Annotated in this window: 24 protein-coding genes; 9 read left to right on the top strand and 15 right to left on the bottom strand. The window is 41.6% G+C overall.

All coding sequences use genetic code 11. The features are described 5' to 3' along the window. Positions 1 to 295: 295 nt before the first annotated feature. Positions 296 to 2,146, top strand: a complete 1,851-nt coding sequence (sppA, locus tag BCU68_RS14040; protein WP_102565384.1) for a signal peptide peptidase SppA — start codon at positions 296 to 298, stop codon at positions 2,144 to 2,146. 106 nt (positions 2,147 to 2,252) lie between these two features. Beyond that, positions 2,253 to 3,266 (top strand): asparaginase, encoded by a 1,014-nt coding sequence (gene ansA, locus BCU68_RS14035; protein WP_102565383.1) that lies wholly within the window; start codon positions 2,253 to 2,255, stop codon positions 3,264 to 3,266. A 113-nt stretch (positions 3,267 to 3,379) separates the two neighbouring features. Here the strand turns inward: ansA and BCU68_RS14030 are convergent, their stop codons facing one another. Continuing rightward, entirely contained in the window at positions 3,380 to 3,658 is a 279-nt protein-coding gene (locus BCU68_RS14030; protein WP_102565382.1) for a DUF1315 family protein, read from the bottom strand. Positions 3,659 to 4,037: 379 nt separating this feature from the next. Between BCU68_RS14030 and iscB the strand changes: the two genes are divergently transcribed. Both iscB and BCU68_RS14020 read left to right on the top strand, forming a co-directional pair. Then, positions 4,038 to 5,276 carry an RNA-guided endonuclease IscB gene (iscB, locus tag BCU68_RS14025; RefSeq protein ID WP_102565381.1) on the top strand — a complete coding sequence of 413 codons (1,239 nt, stop codon included), beginning with the start codon at positions 4,038 to 4,040 and terminating at the stop codon, positions 5,274 to 5,276. Between the two features lie 27 nt (positions 5,277 to 5,303). Then, positions 5,304 to 6,131, top strand: a complete 828-nt coding sequence (locus tag BCU68_RS14020; protein ID WP_102565380.1) for a DUF2989 domain-containing protein — start codon at positions 5,304 to 5,306, stop codon at positions 6,129 to 6,131. Positions 6,132 to 6,152: 21 nt separating this feature from the next. Here BCU68_RS14020 and msrB read toward each other — a convergent pair whose 3' ends face one another. Beyond that, positions 6,153 to 6,530 carry a peptide-methionine (R)-S-oxide reductase MsrB gene (gene msrB, locus BCU68_RS14015; RefSeq protein ID WP_102565379.1) on the bottom strand — a complete coding sequence of 126 codons (378 nt, stop codon included), beginning with the start codon at positions 6,528 to 6,530 and terminating at the stop codon, positions 6,153 to 6,155. A gap of 361 nt (positions 6,531 to 6,891) precedes the next feature. Between msrB and gap the strand changes: the two genes are divergently transcribed. From gap to rlmA, 3 genes are all read left to right on the top strand, one after another. After that, positions 6,892 to 7,884, top strand: a complete 993-nt coding sequence (gene gap / locus BCU68_RS14010; protein WP_102565378.1) for a type I glyceraldehyde-3-phosphate dehydrogenase — start codon at positions 6,892 to 6,894, stop codon at positions 7,882 to 7,884. A 119-nt stretch (positions 7,885 to 8,003) separates the two neighbouring features. Next, positions 8,004 to 8,888: a D-hexose-6-phosphate mutarotase gene (locus BCU68_RS14005; RefSeq protein ID WP_102565377.1), complete on the top strand. Its 885-nt coding sequence runs from the start codon at positions 8,004 to 8,006 to the stop codon at positions 8,886 to 8,888. A 132-nt stretch (positions 8,889 to 9,020) separates the two neighbouring features. Continuing rightward, positions 9,021 to 9,839: a 23S rRNA (guanine(745)-N(1))-methyltransferase gene (rlmA, locus tag BCU68_RS14000; RefSeq protein WP_102565376.1), complete on the top strand. Its 819-nt coding sequence runs from the start codon at positions 9,021 to 9,023 to the stop codon at positions 9,837 to 9,839. A gap of 83 nt (positions 9,840 to 9,922) precedes the next feature. On the opposite strand, the gene BCU68_RS13995 is transcribed toward rlmA, so the two are convergent. Next, positions 9,923 to 10,360 (bottom strand): YcgN family cysteine cluster protein, encoded by a 438-nt coding sequence (locus BCU68_RS13995; protein WP_102565375.1) that lies wholly within the window; start codon positions 10,358 to 10,360, stop codon positions 9,923 to 9,925. 145 nt (positions 10,361 to 10,505) lie between these two features. On the opposite strand from BCU68_RS13995, the gene BCU68_RS13990 reads away from it, so the two are divergent. Next, positions 10,506 to 10,754 (top strand): YkgJ family cysteine cluster protein, encoded by a 249-nt coding sequence (locus BCU68_RS13990; RefSeq protein ID WP_102565374.1) that lies wholly within the window; start codon positions 10,506 to 10,508, stop codon positions 10,752 to 10,754. 55 nt (positions 10,755 to 10,809) lie between these two features. Here the strand turns inward: BCU68_RS13990 and recR are convergent, their stop codons facing one another. From recR to BCU68_RS13965, 5 genes are all read right to left on the bottom strand, one after another. After that, positions 10,810 to 11,409 (bottom strand): recombination mediator RecR, encoded by a 600-nt coding sequence (recR, locus tag BCU68_RS13985; RefSeq protein ID WP_102565373.1) that lies wholly within the window; start codon positions 11,407 to 11,409, stop codon positions 10,810 to 10,812. Positions 11,410 to 11,426: 17 nt separating this feature from the next. Then, positions 11,427 to 11,756 (bottom strand): YbaB/EbfC family nucleoid-associated protein, encoded by a 330-nt coding sequence (locus BCU68_RS13980; protein WP_102565372.1) that lies wholly within the window; start codon positions 11,754 to 11,756, stop codon positions 11,427 to 11,429. Positions 11,757 to 11,833: 77 nt separating this feature from the next. After that, positions 11,834 to 14,002 (bottom strand): DNA polymerase III subunit gamma/tau, encoded by a 2,169-nt coding sequence (gene dnaX, locus BCU68_RS13975; RefSeq protein WP_102565371.1) that lies wholly within the window; start codon positions 14,000 to 14,002, stop codon positions 11,834 to 11,836. Positions 14,003 to 14,044: 42 nt separating this feature from the next. Then, a complete protein-coding gene (gene apt, locus BCU68_RS13970; protein WP_102565370.1) occupies positions 14,045 to 14,590 on the bottom strand; it encodes an adenine phosphoribosyltransferase in 546 nt (181 codons plus the stop codon). Positions 14,591 to 14,950: 360 nt separating this feature from the next. Further along, positions 14,951 to 16,060, bottom strand: coding sequence for a response regulator (locus tag BCU68_RS13965; protein ID WP_102565369.1), 1,110 nt, complete (start codon positions 16,058 to 16,060; stop codon positions 14,951 to 14,953). Between the two features lie 232 nt (positions 16,061 to 16,292). Between BCU68_RS13965 and BCU68_RS13960 the strand changes: the two genes are divergently transcribed. After that, entirely contained in the window at positions 16,293 to 17,162 is an 870-nt protein-coding gene (locus BCU68_RS13960; protein WP_102565368.1) for a LysR family transcriptional regulator, read from the top strand. A gap of 125 nt (positions 17,163 to 17,287) precedes the next feature. On the opposite strand, the gene purF is transcribed toward BCU68_RS13960, so the two are convergent. The 7 genes from purF to BCU68_RS13925 all read right to left on the bottom strand — a co-directional run. Next, positions 17,288 to 18,802: an amidophosphoribosyltransferase gene (purF, locus tag BCU68_RS13955; RefSeq protein ID WP_102565367.1), complete on the bottom strand. Its 1,515-nt coding sequence runs from the start codon at positions 18,800 to 18,802 to the stop codon at positions 17,288 to 17,290. A gap of 33 nt (positions 18,803 to 18,835) precedes the next feature. Continuing rightward, complete coding sequence (locus BCU68_RS13950) at positions 18,836 to 19,327, bottom strand: CvpA family protein (RefSeq protein WP_102565366.1); 492 nt, start codon at positions 19,325 to 19,327, stop codon at positions 18,836 to 18,838. A gap of 60 nt (positions 19,328 to 19,387) precedes the next feature. After that, positions 19,388 to 19,927 (bottom strand): SPOR domain-containing protein, encoded by a 540-nt coding sequence (locus BCU68_RS13945; protein WP_102565365.1) that lies wholly within the window; start codon positions 19,925 to 19,927, stop codon positions 19,388 to 19,390. Then, on the bottom strand, positions 19,928 to 21,190 hold the full coding sequence (folC, locus tag BCU68_RS13940) for a bifunctional tetrahydrofolate synthase/dihydrofolate synthase (protein ID WP_102565364.1): 1,263 nt from the start codon (positions 21,188 to 21,190) through the stop codon (positions 19,928 to 19,930). Positions 21,191 to 21,232: 42 nt separating this feature from the next. Then, a complete protein-coding gene (accD, locus tag BCU68_RS13935) occupies positions 21,233 to 22,159 on the bottom strand; it encodes an acetyl-CoA carboxylase, carboxyltransferase subunit beta (RefSeq protein ID WP_102565363.1) in 927 nt (308 codons plus the stop codon). 166 nt (positions 22,160 to 22,325) lie between these two features. Next, positions 22,326 to 23,126 (bottom strand): tRNA pseudouridine(38-40) synthase TruA, encoded by an 801-nt coding sequence (truA, locus tag BCU68_RS13930; RefSeq protein ID WP_102565362.1) that lies wholly within the window; start codon positions 23,124 to 23,126, stop codon positions 22,326 to 22,328. A 126-nt stretch (positions 23,127 to 23,252) separates the two neighbouring features. Continuing rightward, on the bottom strand, positions 23,253 to 24,634 hold a 1,382-nt coding region (locus BCU68_RS13925), incomplete at its 5' end, for a FimV/HubP family polar landmark protein (RefSeq protein ID WP_277868786.1).

The following is a 24,634-nucleotide window of genomic DNA, read 5'->3' as shown; positions in this document are numbered from 1 at the left end:
ATATCACTTTTAGTTTTATTATTGTGGTCTGACCACGATATTACTCATTCAACAATAAATCAAATATCAGATTACAAGTTTGCAACACACGTCATCTCACTAAAGCGTGCGAATGTTTAATGACTCAAAACTAACATAATGAAAAAAGTGTATTTTATAATAAGCCACTCCAAATAATGCTACTCTTGTGTCAGTGGTTTACGACTTAACATTGACGTAGAATGTTACGGAATGAACACTTTTGTTTACATAACTCGATAACGGGCACTGACGAAACTTTCGCAGTGAATTAATGATGAAAAAATTATTCTATTTTATAGGCATGGTATTCAAAGGCATTTGGAAGTTGATTACCTTTACTCGCCTTGCCATTGCCAATGTATTCTTCTTACTGGCAATCGGGCTGATCTACTTTGTTTACTTCCATGCTGAATCTCCACAGCCAATGGTTGAAAAAGAGTCGGCGCTTGTTTTGAATCTATCCGGCCCGATTGTCGAGCAAGCAAACTACCCTAATGCGATGGATTCAATTACTGGTTCCTTCTTTGGCAAAGATATGCCTAGAGAAAATGTACTTTTCAATATTGTTGAGACCATTCGTCATGCTAAAGATGACCCTAATATTTCAGGTATTGTTCTTGCTCTGCGTAATATGCCAGAAACCAACCTCACAAAATTACGCTATATCTCTAAAGCTCTGAATGAATTTAAAGCCGCAGGTAAACCTATTTATGCCACTGGTGATTTCTATAACCAGAGTCAGTATTACCTTGCGAGTTTTGCCAATAAAGTTTATCTCGCGCCAGATGGTGGTGTATTACTTAAAGGCTATAGCGCTTATTCGATGTATTACAAAACCTTCTTAGAAAAGATTAACGTCAATACGCATATTTTCCGCGTTGGTACGTACAAATCAGCGGTTGAGCCTTTCTTGCGTGATGATATGTCCGATGAAGCAAAAGCGTCAGCAACTCGCTGGTTAACTCAACTTTGGGGTGCTTATGTTGATGATGTCGCGAGTAACCGCCAAATTGATCAACAGACTCTCAACCCAAACATGGATGAGTTTTTAGCTGAGTTGAAAGCCGTTGATGGTGATATCGCTTTATTGGCGAAAAATCTTGGCTTAGTCGATGAACTCGCAACTCGTCAACAAAGACGTGACGCGTTAGTCGAGGTATTTGGTAGCGATAAAAAAGGCAATTATAACCATATCGATTACTACCAATATCGCATGACAATGCAGCCTGATTTCGATGAAGCAAATGATGATATTGCTATTGTTGTTGCCAGTGGCGCAATTATGGATGGTAGTAAAACAAACCGATCTGTCGGTGGTGATACAACAGCCTCTTTATTACGTCAAGCACGTACTGATGACAAAATAAAAGCGGTGGTGGTTCGTGTTGATAGCCCGGGCGGTAGTGCTTTTGCCTCTGAAGTGATTCGTAATGAAATTCAAGCAATAAAAGACGCGGGTAAACCGGTTGTGGTTTCAATGTCTAGCCTTGCTGCATCTGGTGGTTACTGGATTTCAATGAATGCCGATAAAATCGTCGCTCAACCAACCACGTTGACGGGCTCCATTGGCATATTTAGTGTCATGACCACTTTTGAAAAAGGCTTGAACCAGTACGGTATCTATAGTGACGGTGTCGGAACATCTCCTTTCTCTGGGGTAGGTGTTACCTCTGGTCTTAGTGAAGGAGCAACAGATGCTATCCAGCTTGGTATTGAGCATGGCTATCGCCGTTTCACGAACCTTGTCAGTGAACAGCGCGGCATTAATCTTGATGATGTCGATAAGCTTGCGCAAGGTCGAGTATGGACAGGTAAAGATGCTCTGCAATTAGGCTTAGTTGATAAAGTCGGTGATTTCGATGATGCTATTTCACTGGCGGCTAACTTAGCCCAACTAGAAGCTTACAACCTTTACTGGGTAAAAGAGCCTCTTAGTATCACTGAACAGTTTTTCCAAGATTTTATGGCACAGGCACAAGCAACCTTTGGATTTAATATTCAAACATTGCTTCCGCAAAATCTACAGCCAATATCTCAACAGTTAATGCAAGATGCTCAAATACTGGATCATTTTAATGATCCTTATGGGCGCTACGCTTTCTGTTTAAACTGCCAAGTACAATAAATCACAAGCAAAGGGGCTGCTAACATAGTAGCCCCTCTTTTTATTACAGTATAATTCGCTATAATCACGCCCCTGTTCCCAATATGACACTAAGTGATTTCTCGCTATGGAAAAAAAACACATCTACATCGCCTATACTGGCGGTACGATTGGCATGCAAAAATCAGCACACGGCTATGTTCCTATTGCTGGTTTTATGGAAAAGCAATTAGCAGCAATGCCAGAATTCCATCGCCCTGAAATGCCTGACTATACGATTCATGAGTATGCTCCTCTGATTGACTCTTCTGATATGACGCCACTCGATTGGCAGCAAATAGCCGATGATATCCGAGCTAATTATGATAAGTATGATGGCTTTGTCATATTACATGGTACTGATACCATGGCTTATACCGCGTCTGCGCTGTCATTTATGTTTGAGAACTTAAGCAAGCCTGTCATTGTTACAGGTTCACAAATCCCTCTTGCTGAGTTACGTTCAGATGGTCAAGCGAATCTTTTAAATGCTCTGCATATTGCGGCAAACTACCCTATTAATGAAGTCACGTTATTTTTTAATAACCAGTTGATGCGTGGTAACCGTAGCACCAAATCACATGCCGATGGTTTTAGTGCCTTCACTTCACCGAATATGCCTGCACTGCTTGAGGCTGGGATCAATATTCAAGTAAACAGCAATATTACAGTGAATAAGCAAGCGGAAGGGGAATTTAAGGTCCATAACATCACACCACAGCCTATTGGTGTGATCACTATGTACCCTGGTATTTCTCATGAAGTGATTAGAAATACATTACTTCAACCAGTAAACGCCATGATTCTACTTACCTTTGGCGTTGGTAATGCACCACAAAACCCAGAGTTATTGGGGCATTTAAAAGCGGCAGCAGATCGTGGCGTGATCGTGGTGAATTTAACTCAATGCCTAGCTGGTAAAGTGAATATGGATGGCTATGCGACAGGCTGTGCACTTGCTGAAGCGGGTGTAATTAGTGGCTTTGACATGACACCAGAAGCGGCTCTAGCTAAACTGCACTGTTTATTAAGCCAAGAGTTGAGCTACGACGAAATTAAAGCTCAAATGCAGCAAGTGTTACGTGGTGAAATGAGTCTATAACGCGATTAAAGCTATACAGTAGAAATACCACTAGTATAACTTGGTATCGATGACTTAAAAGTCACTGTAATCTAACAATTAAGATGGCAGTGACTTTTAGTTACCAAGTGGCTTTATTTTAGCTTAAGACGTACAATCTCATCTTGGTTAGAGGTAAATTGCTTTTTAAGTTCTGATTTGGATTTAAAACTAATATCCCCTCCAGCAGCAACGGTCATGTGCTGTGCCTCTGTATTATGTTTTGATTGATACAACATAACCGCTTGCATACATGAATCACGCTGCTCTTGAGATAATGCCGTGCCTTCTGGCCACTTCCCTGTTTCTACTGCATAGGCTAAGCGCTTATAAACTTTTGGTGTTATTGCATCAAGCAACTTTTCAGCATCCATAATAAACCTTAAATAAACGTGATTGTTAATGAACAAAACATAACGGGTTGTTACAATCAGTCAAGATTTCCCTAACAAATAAGTCTATTAGGTCACAGCCAAATTATAGTCAATTACGCCGCACCTAAAGGAGCGGGCTTGTAAAAGCCAAGTTGACCAGATCACTCACTGAGGATTTTATGTGAGTTAAACGATATTTAGGATATAGACACCCTCGGATGCCACCTCAGTCCGTTGCTCTGTCGAGGCACTGTAAACAGGCTTAAAGCGTTATAGCCAGTCAACCTCATCTAAAGCCTTTATATCTGATCGAGAGGAAGTCGGGCTCTGAATGCGCCTCAAGCATTCAGATACGCATAACTCGAAGGAGAAACACGCAATGTTCGTGTTTGTACTAAACAAAAATGGTGTTCCACTGATGCCATGCAAACCGCAGAAAGCGAGAGTTTTACTCAAGCGTGGTGATGCAAAAGTGGTAAAGCGAACACCTTTCACCATCAAGCTTATTGGCGGTAGTTCAGGCTACAAGCAAAAGCTTGTTGCAGGTATGGACACGGGCAGTAAAACTGTCGGGTGTGCCGTTGTCGGACTCGGCAAAGTAGTTTACCAAAGCCAAGTAGCGTTACGTCAAGATGTATCCAAGAAAATGGAGCAGCGAGCGATGTACCGCAGAAACAGGCGTGGACGCAAGTGCCGTTATCGTCCTGCACGATGGGCGAACAGGGCATCAATGCGAGCGACCGGAAGGTTAGCGCCTAGTTTAAAATCTAAGCTTGAGTCTCACCTGAGAGAAAGGAATTTTGTTGAATCTATCATGCCAATAAGTGAGTGGAAAGTTGAGACAGCAAGTTTCGATATTCACAAGATCACAAACCCAGAAGTAAAAGGCAAAGGTTATCAAAATGGGGCACAAAAAGATTTTTATAACGTAAAGGCGTTCGTGCTACATCGAGATGGGTATAAGTGTAAATCTGGGCGTAAAGGTAAGCACAGTAATAAACTGCACGTTCATCACATTCAATTTAGAACGGACGGTGGAACGGATACACCAACCAATCTCATTACCTTGTGTGAAACTTGTCATGCTGATTTACATGCTGGAAAGTTCGAATTAAAAGCGAAGAAGTCCCGTACTAAACATGCCACCGAGATCGGCATAATTAAGTCTCGACTAAAGAAAGAATGGCAATTCACAGAAACGTTCGGCTACGAGACTAAATTTAAGCGTGAGCAGATTTTAGGTTTACCAAAAGAGCATTTTTACGATGCGGTTGCGATCTGCTTAGAAGATGGTGAACTCGCCAAGCAAAATGATTTTATTTTCTTTAAAAGGCATGTATCAAAAGGTGATTATCAGCTCACTAAAGGATCACGATCTGAAAAGCGGATGCCAGTAGGTAAGCTGTTTGGATTTAAAAAGCATGACTTCATCTCTACTCCGCAAGGGAATGGTTTTGTAAAAGGCAAGCGAAGCTCAGGCTACTTTGCGCTTGAAACTATTACAGGAGAGAGAGTTCATGCTAGTGCAAACGTTAAGAAAAACGCTGTTCGAGTTTCAGCTCGAACCACAACATTAATTCAAAAAATGGAGAGAGCAAGCAATTCCTCCTCCCGCTAAAGCAAGAGGTATCCTTGCCTAAATATAATGAAAAATAGTAAACTTCCCTCTATCATTGTCTTTCTTTCTTTAAGCTTAACTGGGTGTCTAGAAGGGAACAGAACGACGAATCAACTGTGTGAAAACAATGCAGAGCTACAGTGTGATCGATTAAACATAAATGACGGTCAATGCCGACACGATCGCACAGAGCTAATTTGGCATCGCTATGAGGAATTAAAAACGCCTAGTGATGCAAATAAAATCCAAGAGTATCATTTAACGTCTAAATATCGTCAATGCTTAGAATTAGCCGCGCAAATTACCCTAATCGATCAAGCTGAACTGAAAAAGCAACGAGTCAGTGCGCTCATGCACAGTATTAACGCTTTAGATCGTATTAAAAAAGAATTAGAACCCTCAACAGAACCAGAAACACTCTATTTTCTTTGGACTCAAACTGGCGACAAACAAGCTCAGCGTCGCTTTTTACAATTAGAAAATACCCCTGAGCTTAATACTGCTGAACTGCAATACGCCTTGGCCACCTATTATACTAAGAGGGATCCTGAGAAATCGGTCAAGTTATTAATGAACTCTATCGCCTTAGATCAAAAAATGCCGGTCAATACGCAAGCTTTAAAAGCCTTAGCCAGCACAAACCATAGCTTAAAGCGTTATCAAGATGCCTATTTATGGACAATGATTGGTCAATATTTTGATGTTTCTATCGCATCGAAAAAACATTTAGCCTTGCTCTTTCCATTTAAACAGGAGGAATTTGAGCGACTGGATAAATTAGCGGCATCACTGGCCGTTTCGATAAAAAAAGGAACATTTAGCCCAGAGCTTTTTCAAAAAGATGAAATAAAATAACAAATTTTACTTTATTTTCATTCATTTGTTGAAAACTAACGACACAGAGTTAACACAAAATCTTTCTCCCGTGGTTTTAGGTCCATCAGGAAAAACATGCCCAAGATGACTGTCACATGCAGCACAGCGAATTTCAATACGTTTCATGCCATGACTTACATCCTCTAAATAGCGAATTGCTTCGTTATGAATCGGGGCATCAAAGCTTGGCCAACCGCAACCAGAATCATATTTATTATCAGAACTAAATAACTCCGCTTGGCAACAGGTACAAGAATAAACACCAATTTCCTTATTAAACAAAAGTTTACCAGAAAATGGAGTTTCTGTACCTTGCTGCCGACATACTCGGTACTCTTCCTGTGAAAGTTTCTTTAACCAATCTTGTTCTGATGCCATTTCTATACCCCACTTTTATCTATCTCGCTTTCACAAACACTTATCGAACAATGTACTTACAAATTACGCCAAGAAACTTTTCATTTCACTATGTTTGTAGCACATTCTTTATTTTTGTGTAATATTGTCTCGGTAAAATTAGAAAGTATTTTACCATTTAAGAGATACCACTCTATAATGGTGCGCTTTTCTTGGTAACTAAGCTCAAATAACAGGCACTTAATGACTATTGTTATTAAAAATAATCCTTTTTTTTGACTTTGAACAAATTAAGAAGCATTACCTATTGCAGAGGCGTAATAGATTCTGTAATTTTACTACCAGTTATCTTTAATCAAAAATTAAGTTGTGGAGCAACATAATGACTATCAAAGTAGGTATTAACGGTTTTGGCCGTATCGGCCGTTTCGTATTCCGCGCAGCACAAGAACGTGCTGACATCGAAGTTGTTGGTATTAACGATCTAATCGATGTTGAGTACATGGCATACATGCTTAAGTACGATTCAACTCACGGCCGTTTCAACGGTACTGTTGAAGTTGAAGGTGGTAACCTAATCGTTAACGGTAAGACTGTACGTGTTACTGCTGAACGCAACCCAGAAGAACTAAAGTGGGATGCTATCAACGTTGACGTTGTAGCTGAAGCAACTGGTCTTTTCCTAACTGACGAGACTGCACGTAAGCACATCACTGCTGGTGCTAAGAAAGTTGTTCTTACTGGTCCTTCTGGCGATGTTCCAATGTTCGTTAACGGTGTAAACTTCGCTGAGTACGCTGGTCAAGATATCGTTTCTAACGCTTCTTGTACAACTAACTGTCTAGCGCCTATGGCTAAAGTACTTAACGACAAGTTCGGTATCGAGTCTGGTCTTATGACTACAGTTCACGCTACTACAGCAACTCAAAAAACTGTAGATGGTCCTTCTGCTAAAGATTGGCGCGGTGGCCGTGGTGCTTCTCAAAACATCATCCCATCTTCAACTGGTGCTGCTAAAGCTGTAGGTAAAGTAATTCCTGCTCTTAACGGTCTTCTAACTGGTATGGCTTTCCGTGTACCAACTGCTAACGTTTCTGTTGTTGACTTAACTGTTAACCTTAAAACTGCTGCTACATACGAAGAAATCTGTGCTGAAATGAAGCGTGCTTCAGAAAACGAAATGGCTGGCGTTCTAGGTTACACTGAAGACGCTGTTGTTTCTCAAGATTTCATCGGTGAAGTTCAAACTTCTGTATTTGATGCTAAAGCTGGTCTATCACTAACTGACAAATTCGTTAAAGTTGTATCTTGGTACGACAACGAAATCGGTTACTCAAACAAAGTTCTAGACCTAATCGCTCACGTATCTAAGTAAGCATTAGTTTAGACTTTCTTTGAAAGCTAGCTTAAAAGGTTATTGAATCTTTTAAGTATGAAAGGCGACTTAATTGTCGCCTTTTTTGTATCTGAAATTTGTGTAAAAGGAACGTGTTTATGGATTTACATTTACTCCCTGCCCTAGCGGTACTTTCAGATAACGTCACCATTGTTGAAAAAGATGGCGTTAAAATCATTCGTGTCATTCATGAAAAAGCGACCGCTGGTATCTCCTTACATGGTGGTCACGTGGTTTCATTTAAGCCGAATGATCAAGCTGATCTGATCTGGATGAGCAAAAGTGCAATCTTTGATGGTAAAGCCGCTTTTCGTGGTGGTATTCCTATCTGTTGGCCATGGTTTGGTCGCATTGCGGCACCCGCTCATGGTTTTGCACGCACAAGCCAGTGGGAAATTCTTGAGCATAAAGAAAATGATCATGGCGTCATTGTGAGCTTGGGACTTAACCCTAGTGAACAAACCCTTGCTCTATGGCCTCATCAATTTGCAGCTCGACTCAATATCGAAATTTCAAGTCAGTTAACCGTAACGCTAGAAGTGACCAATACCGATACTACGCCATGGTCTTTTTCTGGTGCTTTACATACTTACCTTAATATCGCGAATATCGCTGATGTTGAAACAACAGGTATGGGTAGTGCTTACCTTGATAATTTGCAATCAGGAAAAGCGTGCAACGGTGAGGAAACCCTGACTATTAATCAAGTTGTGGATCGCGTTTACACCCAGCCAGCAGCAACGGTTGAAGTCAAAGATAAACAACTAAATCGCACATTGCAGATTACCAATGCAGGCCATAACTCAGCCGTTATTTGGAACCCATGGGCTGAAGGTGCAGAAGCGATGGCTGATATGGATAATAATGGCTATCAAACGATGTTATGTGTCGAATCAGCTCTACATGCACCTTGCATCGAATCTGGTAAAACTCTACAGCCTGGTGAAAGCCATCAATTAATTACGGTTTTATCCGCTAAGTAGTTGCCCTATCAAAAATCAATACTCTAAATAAGGTAACTAATTTTATTGGTTGCCTATTTTTTTGAATTATCGATTCATTGTCGTTACACTTGCGCCAAACTATTTCCTCGACTTTTATCGCAAGGTATCTTTATGGCTTACCAATGTCCGCTTTGTCATCAGGCTTTACAATTGAATGATCGTACATTTCAATGTAACAATAATCATCAGTTTGATCTCGCAAAAGAAGGTTACGTTAACCTAATGCCTGCTCACCACAAACGCTCAAAAGATCCTGGTGATAATAAAGAAATGATGCAGGCAAGACGTCGATTTTTAGAGGGCAACCACTACGATCCTATGCGTCAGGCTGTAGCTGCACTTTGCCAACAGTACCTAAAAGAGAGTGGACATCAGTTACTGGACATCGGGTGTGGTGAAGGTTATTACACTGACCAAGTGGCGCAGCACCTCTCAGAACAGTCAAGTCAAGCTCGAGTCTTTGGCTTAGACATCTCTAAAGTTGCGATTCGATACGCCGCAAAGCGCTACCCTAGCAGTTTATTTTGCGTTGCATCAAGTCACCGCTTACCCTTCGCTAATAATGCACTAGATGGCATTTTACGTATCTATGCGCCTTGTAAAGCAGAAGAGTTACAACGCTGTATTAGCGACAATGGTGTCGTGATTACGGTAACACCTGCAGCTCGTCACCTATATCAATTACGTGATGGGATTTATGATGGTGTAAGGCTTCACCCTAAGGAAGCAGAAGAGATTGCAGGTTTTACACTAGAGCATGAAGAAAAGCTCAACTACACCATGTCACTGACTGGTAGTAGCGCAGTTGACCTATTACAGATGACGCCTTTTGCATGGAAAGCGACAGATGAATTCCGTTCAACATTAGCAGCAAGTGAATCATTTGACTGTGAAGCTGATTTCATGCTGCGCGTATATCGCAAAAATTAATTGCTTTATTAACCAATAGAGACAAAAAAGGCTAGTCTATGATCTTATCATTAAAATCATGATCTAGCCTTTTTGCATTTAAATCAACGATTTGGGTGGTTAAGTATGTGATCTTCCCAATCGATAACATCAATCTCATACACCACTTTATTACGCACACTTTCACCTGCAGCATGCATTTCAGATTTAGAGCCCGTAATTAGCGGGTGCCATTCTGGTAGCGGCTTACCTTCTGATAATACACGGTAAGAACACGTTTCTGGTAGCCAATTAAACTCATGAATTTTATCACGCGTTAGCTTTAGACACTCTTCACCAGATTTAAAACGATTTGGGTAGTCTTTACATGAACATGTCTTATCATTCAGTAGGCTACAAGCGACATTGGTGTAGTACACATCATCACTATCTTCATCCATTAACTTATGCAGGCAGCATTTTCCACAGCCATCACAAAGCGACTCCCACTCTTGTTCCGTCATTTGTTCGAGTGCTTTTTCTTGCCAAAATTGAGTGGTCATAAGATTACGTCTTTGCTAATGAAATGGATGCGTTTTATACCGTTCTCGCTGGCAAAGTGCAAGCAGAAAAATCGTTCGATTCTATTATCCATCGGCGCAATTTCTGGTATGATCGCCGCCCAAAAATTGTCATTGAGGTTTTCTGATGGATTGTCGTCTACACTGCGGAGCTTGCTGCATCGCACCAAGTATCTCCTCTTCTATTCCGGGTATGGAGAAAGGTAAACCTGCAGGGGTACGTTGTATCCAGTTAAATGAAGAGAACCTATGTAAGCTATTTGGTAAACCTGAACGCCCACAGGTTTGCCATGACTTTAAAGCCTGCCCTGATGTGTGTGGCACCAGTAATCAACAGGCACTTGATAACATTATTGAGCTTGAGCGTTTAACTTAATATCAATAAAAAAGCCGTAATCACATCAAGGTAATTACGGCTTTAAAAAATAAGATTATAGCTTTTGACGGCCTAATAATGAGTGGGATAACGTCGTCCCATCAACAAACTCTAGCTCGCCACCCACGGGCACACCATGAGCAATACGGCTAACACTAACCTCATGAGCATGACATAGCTCGGCGATATAGTGTGCTGTTGCTTCCCCCTCCACCGTTGGGTTAGTTGCCAGAATAACCTCTGAAACATCCCCACGCTGTAAGCGAAAATCTAATACATCTAAGCCAATGTCGCTAGGACCAATACCATCGAGTGGTGATAAGTGCCCCATTAACACAAAGTAACGACCAGAATACTGACCTGTTGCTTCAACCGCTGCAATATCTCCAGGGCTTTCTACAACACATAATTGACCATTTTCTTGGCGCTTTGGATTGGTACAGATGTGACACGTTTCTTCTTCAGTAAAGGTTCTACATTCAACACAGTGACCGATATCAGTCATTGCTTGAGATAGCGCTTCGGCTAACTGTAATCCACCTTTTCTGTCTCGCTGTAACAAATGAAAGACCATACGCTGCGCCGACTTGGGGCCAACCCCAGGTAGACAACGTAAGGCCTCCATCAAATGCTCCAGCATATGGCTAGTACGCATTATTTATTTAGCTACTCTTAAAATGGCATTTTCATACCTGGTGGTAATTGCATACCGCCAGTTACTGAACCCATTTTTTCTTTTTGAGTTTCTTCAACACGACGAGAAGCATCGTTGAACGCTGCTGCGATCAAGTCTTCTAGCATCTCTTTGTCATCTTCCATTAAGCTTTCATCGATTTCTACACGACGAACACTGTGACTACCTGTGATGGTCACTTTTACAAGGCCAGCACCAGACTCGCCAGTGATTTCCATTGCTGCAATTTCTTCTTGAAGTTTTTGCATACGATCTTGCATTTGCTGGGCTTGCTTCATTAAGTTGCCCATACCGCCTTTACCAAACATGTTAATCTCTCTGGTTTTATTGGGTTGTTCTTAAATAAATGGGGGCGAAAAACAATGATTCAACCCTCACTCTACGATTAAATAGGACGCACACTATCACGGTCTAAAACCGCAGCAAAGCGACGCTCTAAAAATTGAACATTACTGTCACTTTCCAAACTAGTGAAAGCTGACTGTAACTTGCCTTGATAAATCTTTTCTCGCAACTCTAGCGGTGTTTCACCGTCTTCACCTAAGGTCACTGTCAAATAACATTCTTGACCTAAATGGTGGTTTAAAGCGGCCAATAAATCACTCTGTGCTCTATCGGTATTTAAGTGTTTGTGCTCTGTTCTCAGCATCAATTCAATGGCATTACCATCTTGCTTAAACACTGAGTTCAATGCTAACTGCTCAACTAACTTACCAGTATTTAGTTGCGTTATCATCGCAGACCATGCATCTGACTTAACCGACTCTTGAAGCAAAATCTCCGCCATTTCTGGTGTCTTAACATGCTCAAGTGCTTGTTTTATCTGCGTTGGTGTCAACTCGTTACTCTTTTCCTGTTTTACGACAGGTTGAGAGGGACGCCAGCGATAAGCATCATCTGCATCGACTTTTTCAGAATTAGAAGCCATTGGCGACACCGGCGCAGAACCCGAGTGCTTTTGTGCAACACGTTCAATAACTGACGTTTTTGCAGATGCCGCATTAGCTTTTTTTGGTGCACTACCACCCTGAGGTGAAGCGCCTTGACCCGAAGCACTTTGGCTTGAGCTATTACGCTGCGAGCGCAGTTGGTGACGTAAACCACTCACTGGAGATGCTGGTGCGCTTCTATTTAGCGTAGCAGGTTTATTCTCAGATGGCGCAGCAGGTGCGGCTTCACTCTGGTAAGGCGGTTGACCATTATCATGGTAGTCTGCTGCTGAGTATGATGGAGGTGGTGCATTCCTTTCATCGTACTGAGGCGGCATTGGAGCAACCTGTTGCTGCGGTGCCGAAGAAGGAGCCGTTGGTGGTGTCGCTTGGCGACTAGGTATTCTTGCTTGCTCTACAGGCGCTGGTGTCGTCGCTACGCTCTGAGGCTGGCTTGGAGCGTTAACTGGTACACTATTCACATTCATCGTAGGCTGTGCAGCACTTTGCTCAACCGAAATCACTTGCGCTCCAGCATTGACTGCTGGGCGAAAAGCCATCATGCGTAATACTATCATCTCGACGCCAAGGCGTGCCGTTGGAGATAGTGCCAGATCACTACGGCCTTTTAACACAATTTGATAGTACAACTGAATATCTTGTGGTGATAGCGCTGTACTCAACAACTCAATCTTTTCAGCATCTGGTTGAGATTTATCCAGTGTTGCCGGTAGCGCTTGATACATAGCTAAGCGATGAAGTTGAGTGGCTAATTGTTGTAACAACCCATCCCACTCAACGCCATTTTGCGCAAGTGTCTGCAAACTATCCATCGCAGTTTGAGGCTGCTTACTGCTAATCGCTTCTAATAGGTGAATCGCTTGATCAGTATCGAGCGTACCTAACATATGAGAAACCAGGTCAGCCCTCACTTCACCATTACCTAGAGCGATAGCCTGATCGGTTAAACTTAGCGCATCACGCATACTGCCATCAGCAGCGTGAGAAATCATCCCTAACGCTCTTGCTTCGGCTAAAATATGCTCTTGCTTTAAAATATCTTCAAGCTGCTGATGAATATCATCAACACTGATCGGCTTCAAATGAAACTGTAAGCAACGTGATAAGATCGTCACCGGCAGTTTTTGAGGATCGGTCGTCGCTAATAAAAACTTCACATATTCTGGCGGCTCTTCAAGCGTTTTCAATAACGCATTAAAACTGTGCCTTGAAAGCATGTGGACTTCATCAATCAAATAGACTTTAAAACGGCCACGAGCAGGCTTGTATTGAACGTTGTCTAATAACTCACGCGTATCTTCAACTTTGGTTCTAGAGGCTGCATCGATTTCAAGTAGATCAACAAAGCGACCCTCATCGATTTCTCGACAAGTCGTACACTCACCACAAGGCGTAGCGGTAATGCCCGTCTCGCAATTTAGACCTTTTGCAAATAAGCGGCCAATCGAAGTTTTACCAACCCCGCGAGTGCCACTAAAAAGATAAGCATGATGTAAACGATTTTGACCTAAAGCATTCTCAAGCGCAGTCAGAACATGTGCCTGACCAACGACTTGATTAAACTTTATTGGTCGCCATTTTCGAGCTAAAGCAAGGTAACTCATAAAGAAATTCCAACCAGCAAATAATGAGAAAAAAGCACAGGATTAGTGACCTTCAAATTCACAGATGCTGTATACAGTTAAATCCAATGCTTGTAAGCGTTTTTCACCACCAATTTCTGGCAAATTAATCACAAATGCAGCGTGTTCAACCTCACCACCCAATTGGCGGATAAGTTTCGTGGTTGCTTCAATTGTACCACCGGTCGCTAATAGGTCATCAACCATCAATACTTTGTCACCCGCTTCAATCGCATCAGTGTGAATTTCTAACGTATCAGTACCGTATTCTAATTCATAATCTTGAGCAATCGTTGGGCGTGGTAGCTTGCCAGGCTTACGAACAGGAACAAAACCAACACCTAACTCAAGAGCCAAAGGAGCACCAAATAAAAAACCACGTGCTTCTGTACCGACAATTTTATTCAGTCCCATGTCTTTATACTGTTCAACGAGCAACTGAATCGTAGCGCGGTAAGCCGCTGGATCTTCCATTAAGCTGGTAACATCACGAAAAAGGATACCAGCCTTTGGGTAATCTGGAATGCTTTTGATGCTTGATTTGATCAATGAGATAGTTTCTGTAGTCATAATAATTAATTACTTAGATGGCTCTATCACTTTCCTGTGCTCCCATTTTGCGGGCAGTTGAAAATAAATAGGCACTTTGAGCATTTCGCAAGTATAGCCAAGCTAACCGCATTCTTGCTGCTTAATTGAATACCTACACTATAGTAGGTAAAGATAGGGGTAATGTTAGTGATTTTCTTCGCTCTCAGCAACCACCAACTCACGAACTTACAAACTGTTAGTCAAATGAACCAAGTCAGTAAGCAACGTTGAAGTCACCAGACAAAGGAAGTTAACATTATAATAAATTTGATTCAATTTTAGATACACCGGCGATGCACGTATTTACACCACCGCTAGAAGTAAACAGAAGGGTTATAGCTAAATGATAAGGGTGGTATTGGTTATCTCAAGGCTAAAGCGAGAGCCCTCTACTTGATTCATGATAACTTGCCCTCCCGAACGCAAATCCAACTCTTGAGTCATAAAGTTTTTAATGCACTGCTGTCCTAATCGTGAACCTGCTGCAATATGCTGGTTTTTCACAGCAGTTAACCAAGTTGACTTTAAACCTGCTGGCAAAATAGAGACACTACCTGAGGTAAAGTCAGCCACACCAAATAATGCATCAATCGGTACTGCAGAATCCGAACAGTCTATACCGCGCTCAACCACTTCCGCTAACTGTTTTAAATCTGGCGTTAAGTATTTTAGATTACGGATATAGTCATCAAATAACGCTCGAATTAGTAGGGTTGTCGCCGTTCCATCGCCATCAACTGTAGAGGCTGAATCGACAAGGTAAAAGGCAAGTTGACCATTGATTAACCATGAATAGTCAAAAACAATCGGCATATTATCCGCTGATTGCAACAAACGATAGCTGCACTTCCAACTACCCTGATAGGCCTCTTTCTCAGGCAATAGTGCAGACAAGAGCTCTTTTGCCATCTCTGGATTGTCTTGTAAGTAATCTAAATGCCAGTGTAACTCTTGTTCTTCTGGTAACTCACCACCCTCTTCGACATTAAACCATTGGCTTGAAAAATCTCGTTGATCAGCAAGATGATGCTCTGCTTCTTTTAGAGTATTTTTTATCGCACAATCTAAATAGTTAAAGTCAGATATAGGCTTAGGAAGAAAATCTTTAATCCCTAAGCGCAATGCTTTTGCTACCTGTGACATATCTTCTGTGGCTGACACAACAATCAAAGGTAAATATGGGTACTGGAGGCTAGCCTCCTCGACAAACTCGATACCGTTGAGTACAGGCATAGATAAGTCACACAGTACGATATCTGGATCTGATGTGCGTAATTTCGCCAGACCGTCTAAACCGTGCTCTGCTTCAATAACGTCATAGCCTTGAACTCTTAATACTGACGTAATCATGTTTCGAAATATCGGATCATCATCCACTAATAAAATGGATCTTTTCCTAGCCGTTTCTAATTTCAAATTTCTCACCGACTGACTGTGAGTGTTGTACATAAGCTTTCCCTCACAATACTTATGGTAAAGTAACAATACTTTTATAGTTATTTTCGCTCTATACTTACTCAAAAATAGTTAGCTAATGTTACTTTTACAACTTATTTACGGTAGTAATTTTCAATGAATACGCACTTAGTTTCATTACGATTCACTACTAAATTCTGATATCACTGACTAAACGTAGTAAATATACTATACACTACACCAAATGGTAAAATGTGACTCTATTATGAAATTAGATGATTTAAATCTTTTTCGGCTAGTTGTCGAAAATGGTAGTTATACTGCGACCTCTCGCAAAACGATGATTCCAGTAGCAACAATAACTCGACGCATACAAGCGCTTGAAGATGCGTTAAATCTCAGGCTATTGAATCGCCATGCTCGAAAGCTATCACTGACAGAAGCTGGGGAACGGTTCTTTAATGAGTGTTCACCATTGTTACAGCGTTTATCTTCTACCACAGAAGAATTAACGGATGAGTGCCGTGGCGCTTCTGGTAAAATAAAAATATCAGCACCTTCCAATTTAACCCAGCGCATGATGATGCCAATGTTTAGTGCTTTTATGGTGCAATATCCTGATATTAATTTAGAACTCACCATGACCAATCAAGCAGATCAACTTGATCCAACTGAATGGGATGTCATTTTCCGTGTAGGACCACAACGCGATTCAAGTCTCATTGCTCGTAAGATAAATAGCGTTAAAGATATCCTTGTTGCCAGTCCTGATTATTTAGCGACAAACCCTACCCCTAATCATGCTGAGGAATTAACGTCTCACTCATTACTTAAAGGTCACCCTCTCTTAAAATGGCAGCTGACAAATTTAAACGGTGATGCTGTGATCAATACTGATAAAGGGCGTTTTCAAGCCAATGCGCTCAACGTTGTGCGCCACGCTTGTACTGAGGGTTTAGGGATCACTCTATTGCCTGACGTGATGATCAGTGAGCAAATTGATAAGGGTAAACTTGTACAAATCCTAGAGGACTGGAGCGCTAACTCTCGTGATGTGTACATGTTATACAACCACAAAGATCACTTACCGGAAAAAGTGCGTTTATTTATTGATTTCATCATCGCGTATAAATAAACCGAGTTGGCTTATCTAACCCCAGATGCCAAGCATAAAAAAGCCTCCATAGATCATTTCATCTTTGAAGGCTTTATCATTATTAACCTAAGCGAATTTCAGCGCATGCTAATGAATCAGACTAATTAAGCGCCTTCATTATGCATTTCTAAGTTAACGAGTTCTTGCTGAATATCACGCTGCAATTTGGCATCATCACTGCGTAAAGAGTCGAGAAAATCGAGGTATTTTTGATCGATATCACCCGTTACATATTGACCATTAAAGACAGAGGCATCAAAGCCTTTTATCTCTGGATTACCAGCGCCAACTGCCGTAACTAAGTCATCGATAGTTTGGAAAATTAGCTCATCGGCACCGATCGCTTTGCAGATCGTCGTGTTATCACGTCCATGGGCAATAAGCTCACTAGCACTTGGCATATCAATACCGTAGACATTCGGGAAACGAACTTCTGGTGCGGCAGATACCATGTAGACCTTCTTCGCTCCTGCATCACGCGCCATTTCTATGATTTGCTCTGAGGTTGTGCCACGTACAATCGAATCATCCACTAATAGTACATTTTTATCTTTAAACTCTGAACGAATCGCATTCAGTTTACGACGTACTGACTTTTTACGCTGTTGCTGACCTGGCATAATGAAAGTACGACCAACATAGCGGTTCTTCACAAACCCTTGACGATATGGCTTATCGATAGCTTGAGCGATTTCTAAAGCAATATCACACGACGTTTCAGGAATCGGAATAACAACGTCAATGTCCAACTCTTGGTATTCATTCTTGATGCGCTCACCCAGTTTTTTACCCATCTCAAGACGAGCACTGTAAACTGAAATTTTATCAATGAATGAATCCGGACGAGCAAAATAAACGAACTCAAAAATACATGGTGTTAGGCTTGGGTTATCTGCACATTGCTTAGTAAATAGCTGACCTGTGAAATCAACATAAATCGCTTCACCAGGTGCAACATCACGAACAAAATCAAAACCAACAGCATCAAGAGCAACAGATTCAGAAGCCACCATATATTCAGTGCTTCCGCCTTCTTCACGCTTACCTAAGCAAAGTGGACGGATACCATGTGGGTCACGAAAAGCCAACATACCATGACCGATAATCATCGCTGTTACCGCATAAGCACCACGGATCACACGGTGTACATTAGTGATAGCACGAAAAACATCTTCAGAGGTAACATTACCTTTAACAGTATCAATCTCATGCGCTAGGACATTCAATAATACTTCTGAATCTGAAGTGGTATTTAGGTGACGACGATCCTTTTCAAATAACTTTTCACGGATATCATTCGCGTTGGTTAAGTTACCGTTGTGGGCTAACGTGATACCAAATGGCGAGTTCACATAAAAAGGTTGCGCTTCTGAAGCACTCGAACTACCAGCCGTTGGGTAACGAACATGACCGATACCAACATTCCCTTGTAAGCGTTGCATGTGTTTAGCAGCGAAAACATCTTTCACTAAACCGTTCGCCTTACGCAGACGGAAACGATTGCTTTCTATGGTAACAATACCCGCAGCATCTTGCCCACGATGCTGCAAAACCGTCAATGCGTCATAAATAGACTGGTTTACTGGCGAATTACCCACGATTCCAACAATACCACACATGTCCTGATCCTCGATTTGCGACAATTACTGGCGCTATGTCGCGCCAGATAAAAAACTAGATGTTTGTTTTAAGTGCTCGAAAAAAGGCTCAATGACCAGTTGAAATTCTGGTACTAACTGAGACTCTTTCCACCACTCTGAATTTGATAATGCCGTAAAGGCATCGATAAAAAAGAGAAGTGCTGCGACAATCAAAATACCACGCAGTCCGCCAAAGACCACACCGAGTATTCTGTCGGTTCCAGACAACCCTGTTTTCTGTACTAGTTGGCTGATAACATAGTTAACCACCGCACCAACTATCAATGTTGCAACAAATAATGCTGCGATTGCGGCTCCATTACGCACTATGTCGTCTTCAATATTACTGAAGTACACCGCGAGCTTGGTGTAATACTGGCTGGAGATAAAAAAGGCACCAAACCAAATCACTAACGACAAGGCTTCTTTAACAAAACCACGGACTAAACTGATCACAGCCGAAAAGCCGATCACACCTAAAATAACAAAATCTAACCAATTCATGAGTTCTTCACTTATGTTGACGCGCATTTTAACAGAAAAAAGCGCTACGCAAACGTTTTCTTACGGATTTAATGGCCTAAATTTGATTATTTGGCCTTTTTCTCCAGTATCTTTTTTCAGTTCAATTACTTGACTTTCTAGCTTAGTTTTTGATACATCAGGTCCAACCATAACCTGAGTGAATGTACCTTTTTGCTTAGTATGGGCTTGATAACCTTTTGATCGTAAATCTTCCACCACTTTTTCAGCATTTTCTGCATTACTGAGCGTCATCAACTGAATAATCCAGGCACTGTCTTGGTAGGCATTTTTTTCCACCGGTTGAGTAATGACAACATCAAGTGGCTTTGCCTCTGAAAATTTTTCAGCCTCATTAATAACAACATTCACCGGAGACTCTGGCAAACTGATGTCATCTTCTATCGGATCTAATACTGCAAATGTTTCTGCCTGACTATTTAACTCCGGTTTGATCGGAATGCTGGCAAAATCTTCTTTGTAATGCAGTTTTTGTCCATCGAGTAGGTCGGGTAATACAATCACTCCGACTGCGACCAGTATGATCGTACCGACTAATCGACTTTGAAATTTACTCGCCATTTATGCTCCTTGAGTTTGCCAGTGTGCTAACACATCACCAACGGTATGAAACGAACCAACCACTAATATAATATCATTCGGTTGAGCTTGCTTTAATGCTGCCTGAAATGCGGCTTCTGGTTGTGAATATTGAGTTAAGCCTGCTGGTAAAAATGCACACAACTCTTGCGCAGAAGCTGCTCTTGGTCCCGATAATGAAGCGGGATACCAATGTGTGGCTATCGGCTCAATCACTTCGAGTGTTGATTGGATATCTTTATCATGCAGCATAGCGACAACAACGTGAATTGGCTGTCCGCTATAATTTTTTTGCATCTGCTCAACAAGATAGTTCGCTGAGTGCGGATTATGCGCGACATCTAAAATAATAGTGGGTTGATCATTAATTTTCTGCATTCGCCCTGGTAAGCTCGCCTTTTTAAGACCATTAACAATATTAATATCACTAATTTCAAGCTCTGAGCTCCCTAACGCCATCAAAGCTGTTGCAGCGTTTGGCAAAGGCAATTGAGGTAAAGGCAGATCATCAAGTTGGTAAGCGCCACTTGTCCATTGCCAATGATTTTCACTTTGTTGGTAGGTGTATTGGATACCGACTTGATAAAATTCAGCGTTGATATCATCAGCATGAGCGGCAACGGTTGCTGGAGGATTCGGTTGACCACAAATGGCTGGACGACCAGAGCGATAGATACCCGCCTTTTCAAAACCAATCACATTAATATCATCACCTAGCCAATCAACATGATCAACGGCTAAACTGGTGACAATGGAAATATCATGATCAACAATATTGGTCGCATCAAGTCTTCCGCCTAAGCCGACTTCAAGGAGAACAACATCCACTTTTTCAGTTTGAAATAAACGTAGGGCTGCTAACGTGCCATATTCAAATAAACTTAAACTGGTTTCTGCACGTAATTGTTCGATATAAGCAAAGGCTTGGGCATGTTTTTCGTCATCAAGTTCCTGTCCATTGATACGGACACGCTCATTATAACGAATAAGATGTGGGGAACTATAAACACCAACAGAATAGCCAGCATCAAGTAAAATTGCTTCCATCAGTGCGCAAGTAGAACCTTTACCGTTTGTCCCAGCGACCGTAATGATATAGGGCGCAGGTTTGGTTAGGTTGCCGCGTTCGGCGACTTTCTGAACACGATCTAAACCTAGATCGATAGCACTGGTGTGAATATTAGATAAATAATCAAGCCACACTTGCAAAGAAGATGTGGCTTGAGGAGTAGGTTGTTGATTCATTTAACTAGTAACCATTAATTTTGCGGTCTGTTAATGAATACTTTACCCTTTTTCACCCGCTTCTGGTACTTCATAAGGGGCTTGATTTGGAGAATCGTTAGTAGAAACAACGAAAGGTGAGCTATGGTTGGTCATTTTTGCTAATAAACCTCCAATACGCTGACGCATATCGCGACGATCAACGATCATATCAATAGCACCATGCTCTAGTAAGAACTCACTACGTTGGAAGCCCTCTGGCAAGTCTTCACGTACTGTTTGCTCAATAACACGACGACCTGCAAAACCAATCAGTGCTTTGGGCTCACCAATATTGATATCGCCTAGCATCGATAGACTCGCTGAAACACCACCTAAGGTTGGATCGGTCATCACTGAGATGTAAGGTAACCCTTTCGCGGTTAAACGCTCTAAAGCTGCACTGGTTTTCGCCATCTGCATTAAAGACATCAATGCCTCTTGCATACGAGCGCCACCACTAGCGGAGAAACAAACTAAACCACAGTTATTTTCAATCGCTGCATCAACGGCACTCACAAAGCGAGCACCAACTACAGAGCCCATCGAGCCTGCCATAAAGCTAAACTCAAAAGCACAAGTAACAACAGGCATACCAAGTAACTCACCTTGCATTACAAGCAACGCATCTTTCTCACCGCTATTTTTTTGAGCAGCAGAAAGACGATCTTTGTAACGCTTAGAGTCTTTGAACTTCAATTTATCTTGTGGTTCAAACTCGGTGCCAAGCTCTACTCGATTTGACTCATCTAAGAAGGTTTCTAAACGACGACGAGAAGACATACGCATGTGGTGATCACACTTAGGGCAAACTTCTAAGTTGCGCACTAATTCGGCATGATAAAGCACCTGTTCACATGACGTACATTTAGTCCACACCCCTTCAGGAATAGACGCTTTACGAGAAGTAACGATATTGCTTTTTTCTAAAATCTTTTCAAGCCAACTCATGGAAGACCTTTTCTATCAACTCTTTCGCCTCATTGCAAAAGATATAAATTCGAATAACTATCTGAGGATTAAACCATAATAAACAGCAAGTGTAGATAAAAAACTGGTTGTACCTATTTTAAAGCGTTATGCAACCAAGTACAACTGAGTATTTTTTAATCGCACTTTACCACTGAGTTAAATCATCGGGTAAAAATAATGGACCTAATGGTACTTTTGGCAAATCAAATCGTTCCGGGTAATCGACATCGATTAAGTACAACCCTTCTGCTTTCGCTGTTGTACCCGCTTGCTTTCTGTCTTTAGCTTCTAACAGCGACTTAATCCACTCAGGCTCTTGCTGCCCATGTCCAACCATAATAAGGCTACCGGTAATGTTACGTACCATATGGTGGACAAAAGCATTGGCCTTAATATCAATCACGATAAACTTACCATGACGAGAAACATTTAGGTGTATAACATTACGCCATGGTGTATTTGATTGGCAACGGGTTGCTCTAAATGATGTGAAGTCGTTCTCACCAAGTAAGTATTGACCCGCTTGGTGCATTTTTTCAGCATCAAGCTCACCATGATAATGACTCAACCCCGACGATAAAATACCTGGGCGTAAATCGTCATTATAGATAATATAGCGATAACGTCGAGCCGTTGCACTAAAACGAGCATGAAAGTCATCTTCCACCTCTTTTGCCCAACGAACGGTTATATCTTTCGGTAGGTTAGCATTAACACCTATCGTCCACGCTACCATTTTACGCGTCACGTTAGTTTCAAAGTGAACCACTTGACCGGTTCCATGCACGCCTGAGTCTGTGCGTCCAGCACATTGAAGTTCAACGGGGTGGTTAGCCACAATCGCCAATGATTTTTCCAACTCTTCTTGGACGCTTTTTACATCTCGTTGACGCTGCCAACCACAGTAATGAGTACCATTATACTCAATACCTAAAGCAATATTCATGTGCATGTTCTCTTTGAAAATGGGGCGAGGAGTATAATATCAATTGAGATAAATTTCTAATCCCTCAATTATCCTCACCAAAAAAATAGGCAGCCAAATGACTGCCTACTAGTACAATAACCACGATTAAGCGCGATTAATAGTATCGATTAAGTTTTTCGCTTCACGACGAATCATATCATCGCCATCGACTATTGCCGCTTCTAGCAATTTAATTGCGCCTGTGTTGTCATTCATTTCCATATAAATCTTTGCTAGGTCTAATTTTCCAGCGGCTTCAGCGTTATTATCAACATCCACACCATCGGCATTACCGATAACATCAGGGAACTCGTTAAGCCCAACATCTAGATTTAACTCTTCATCATCTAAGTTGCCTTTCTCTTCCCCAAGTTCAACCTGTGCCATCAACTCATCGATAGTCATAAATTGCTCTTTTTGGCTTTCAAAATCGGCTTGCTGCGCCCAATCTTCCGCTTGAACAATCGCTTCCGCAGGTTTTTCACCCCCTAGCCAAGCAGACTGCTCATCTTCTGGGACCTCATTATCTATCGTTGATTTTTGCTCATCCGATAAACTAAAGCCATTCCAATCTTCGCCACCCATATCAAGCATGGCATCAATATCCATACCCGCACTATCTATGTCTTGTCCATCGAAAGCATGAGTGCGATGAGGAGGAGCAAACTCTCCCTCTGCCGGCTCTGAAAGTAACGTGTTTAGTGTTTTCTCATCAAACTCATCAATGATATCAGCGGAAGATAATTGACCATTATCACTATCGTCTAGCTGTGCATCAGGCTGAATTGACTCATTAAAAGTCTTATCTTCAGATGGCTTATCTTCCGAAATCGGCGTCTCTAGTGGCGTTTCATTCTCTATATTAGACGAGAATAAATCATGTAAAGCATCTTGATCATTGTAATCTGAAACTTGGATATCATTATGGTTAGTCTCAACCTCCTGCTCACCCAACGCCTCTCCAGCATCACTTAGTAAGGATTCAATCGCATTCTCTGCAAATGCTTCATCTTCACTGTATTCTGGTAATTGAGAGTCATCGATTTCAACTTTATTATTTTCTGCAACCGGTGCTTGTGGCGCTTCTATTTCTGCAGCATCAGGCAAATCGAATTGGGCATCTTCTTCGTTATAATGAGGAAGGTCTGATTCATCAATTTGCCAATCTTCATCTTGCGGAATACCAAACTCATTCTCGATTGCCGCTGATAATGGCGATGCTTCCTGTTTCGGCGACTCATCAAGCAGTTCAGCGCTACTATCTTCTACACTATTCTCTAATGGGCTTGCATCGAGATTTGACGGCTCAGGAGCTAAATCATCAAAAGCTTTGTTATCATGCTCCAAGCTCTCAAGATCTAACGTTTCGAAAGATGACTCATCAAGAGCGGATTTTTCAACACCACTATCTGTATTATCGAGTAATTCATTCTGCGGTTCCGCACTGCTATCATCTAGAGCTACGTCGCTAAGACCACTATCTTCGA

The organism is Vibrio sp. 10N.286.49.B3 (assembly GCF_002873395.1).
Lineage (GTDB): Bacteria > Pseudomonadota > Gammaproteobacteria > Enterobacterales > Vibrionaceae > Vibrio.
The sequence above is the reverse complement of the archived record's forward strand: the minus strand, read 5'-3'. Positions and strand labels throughout refer to the sequence as shown.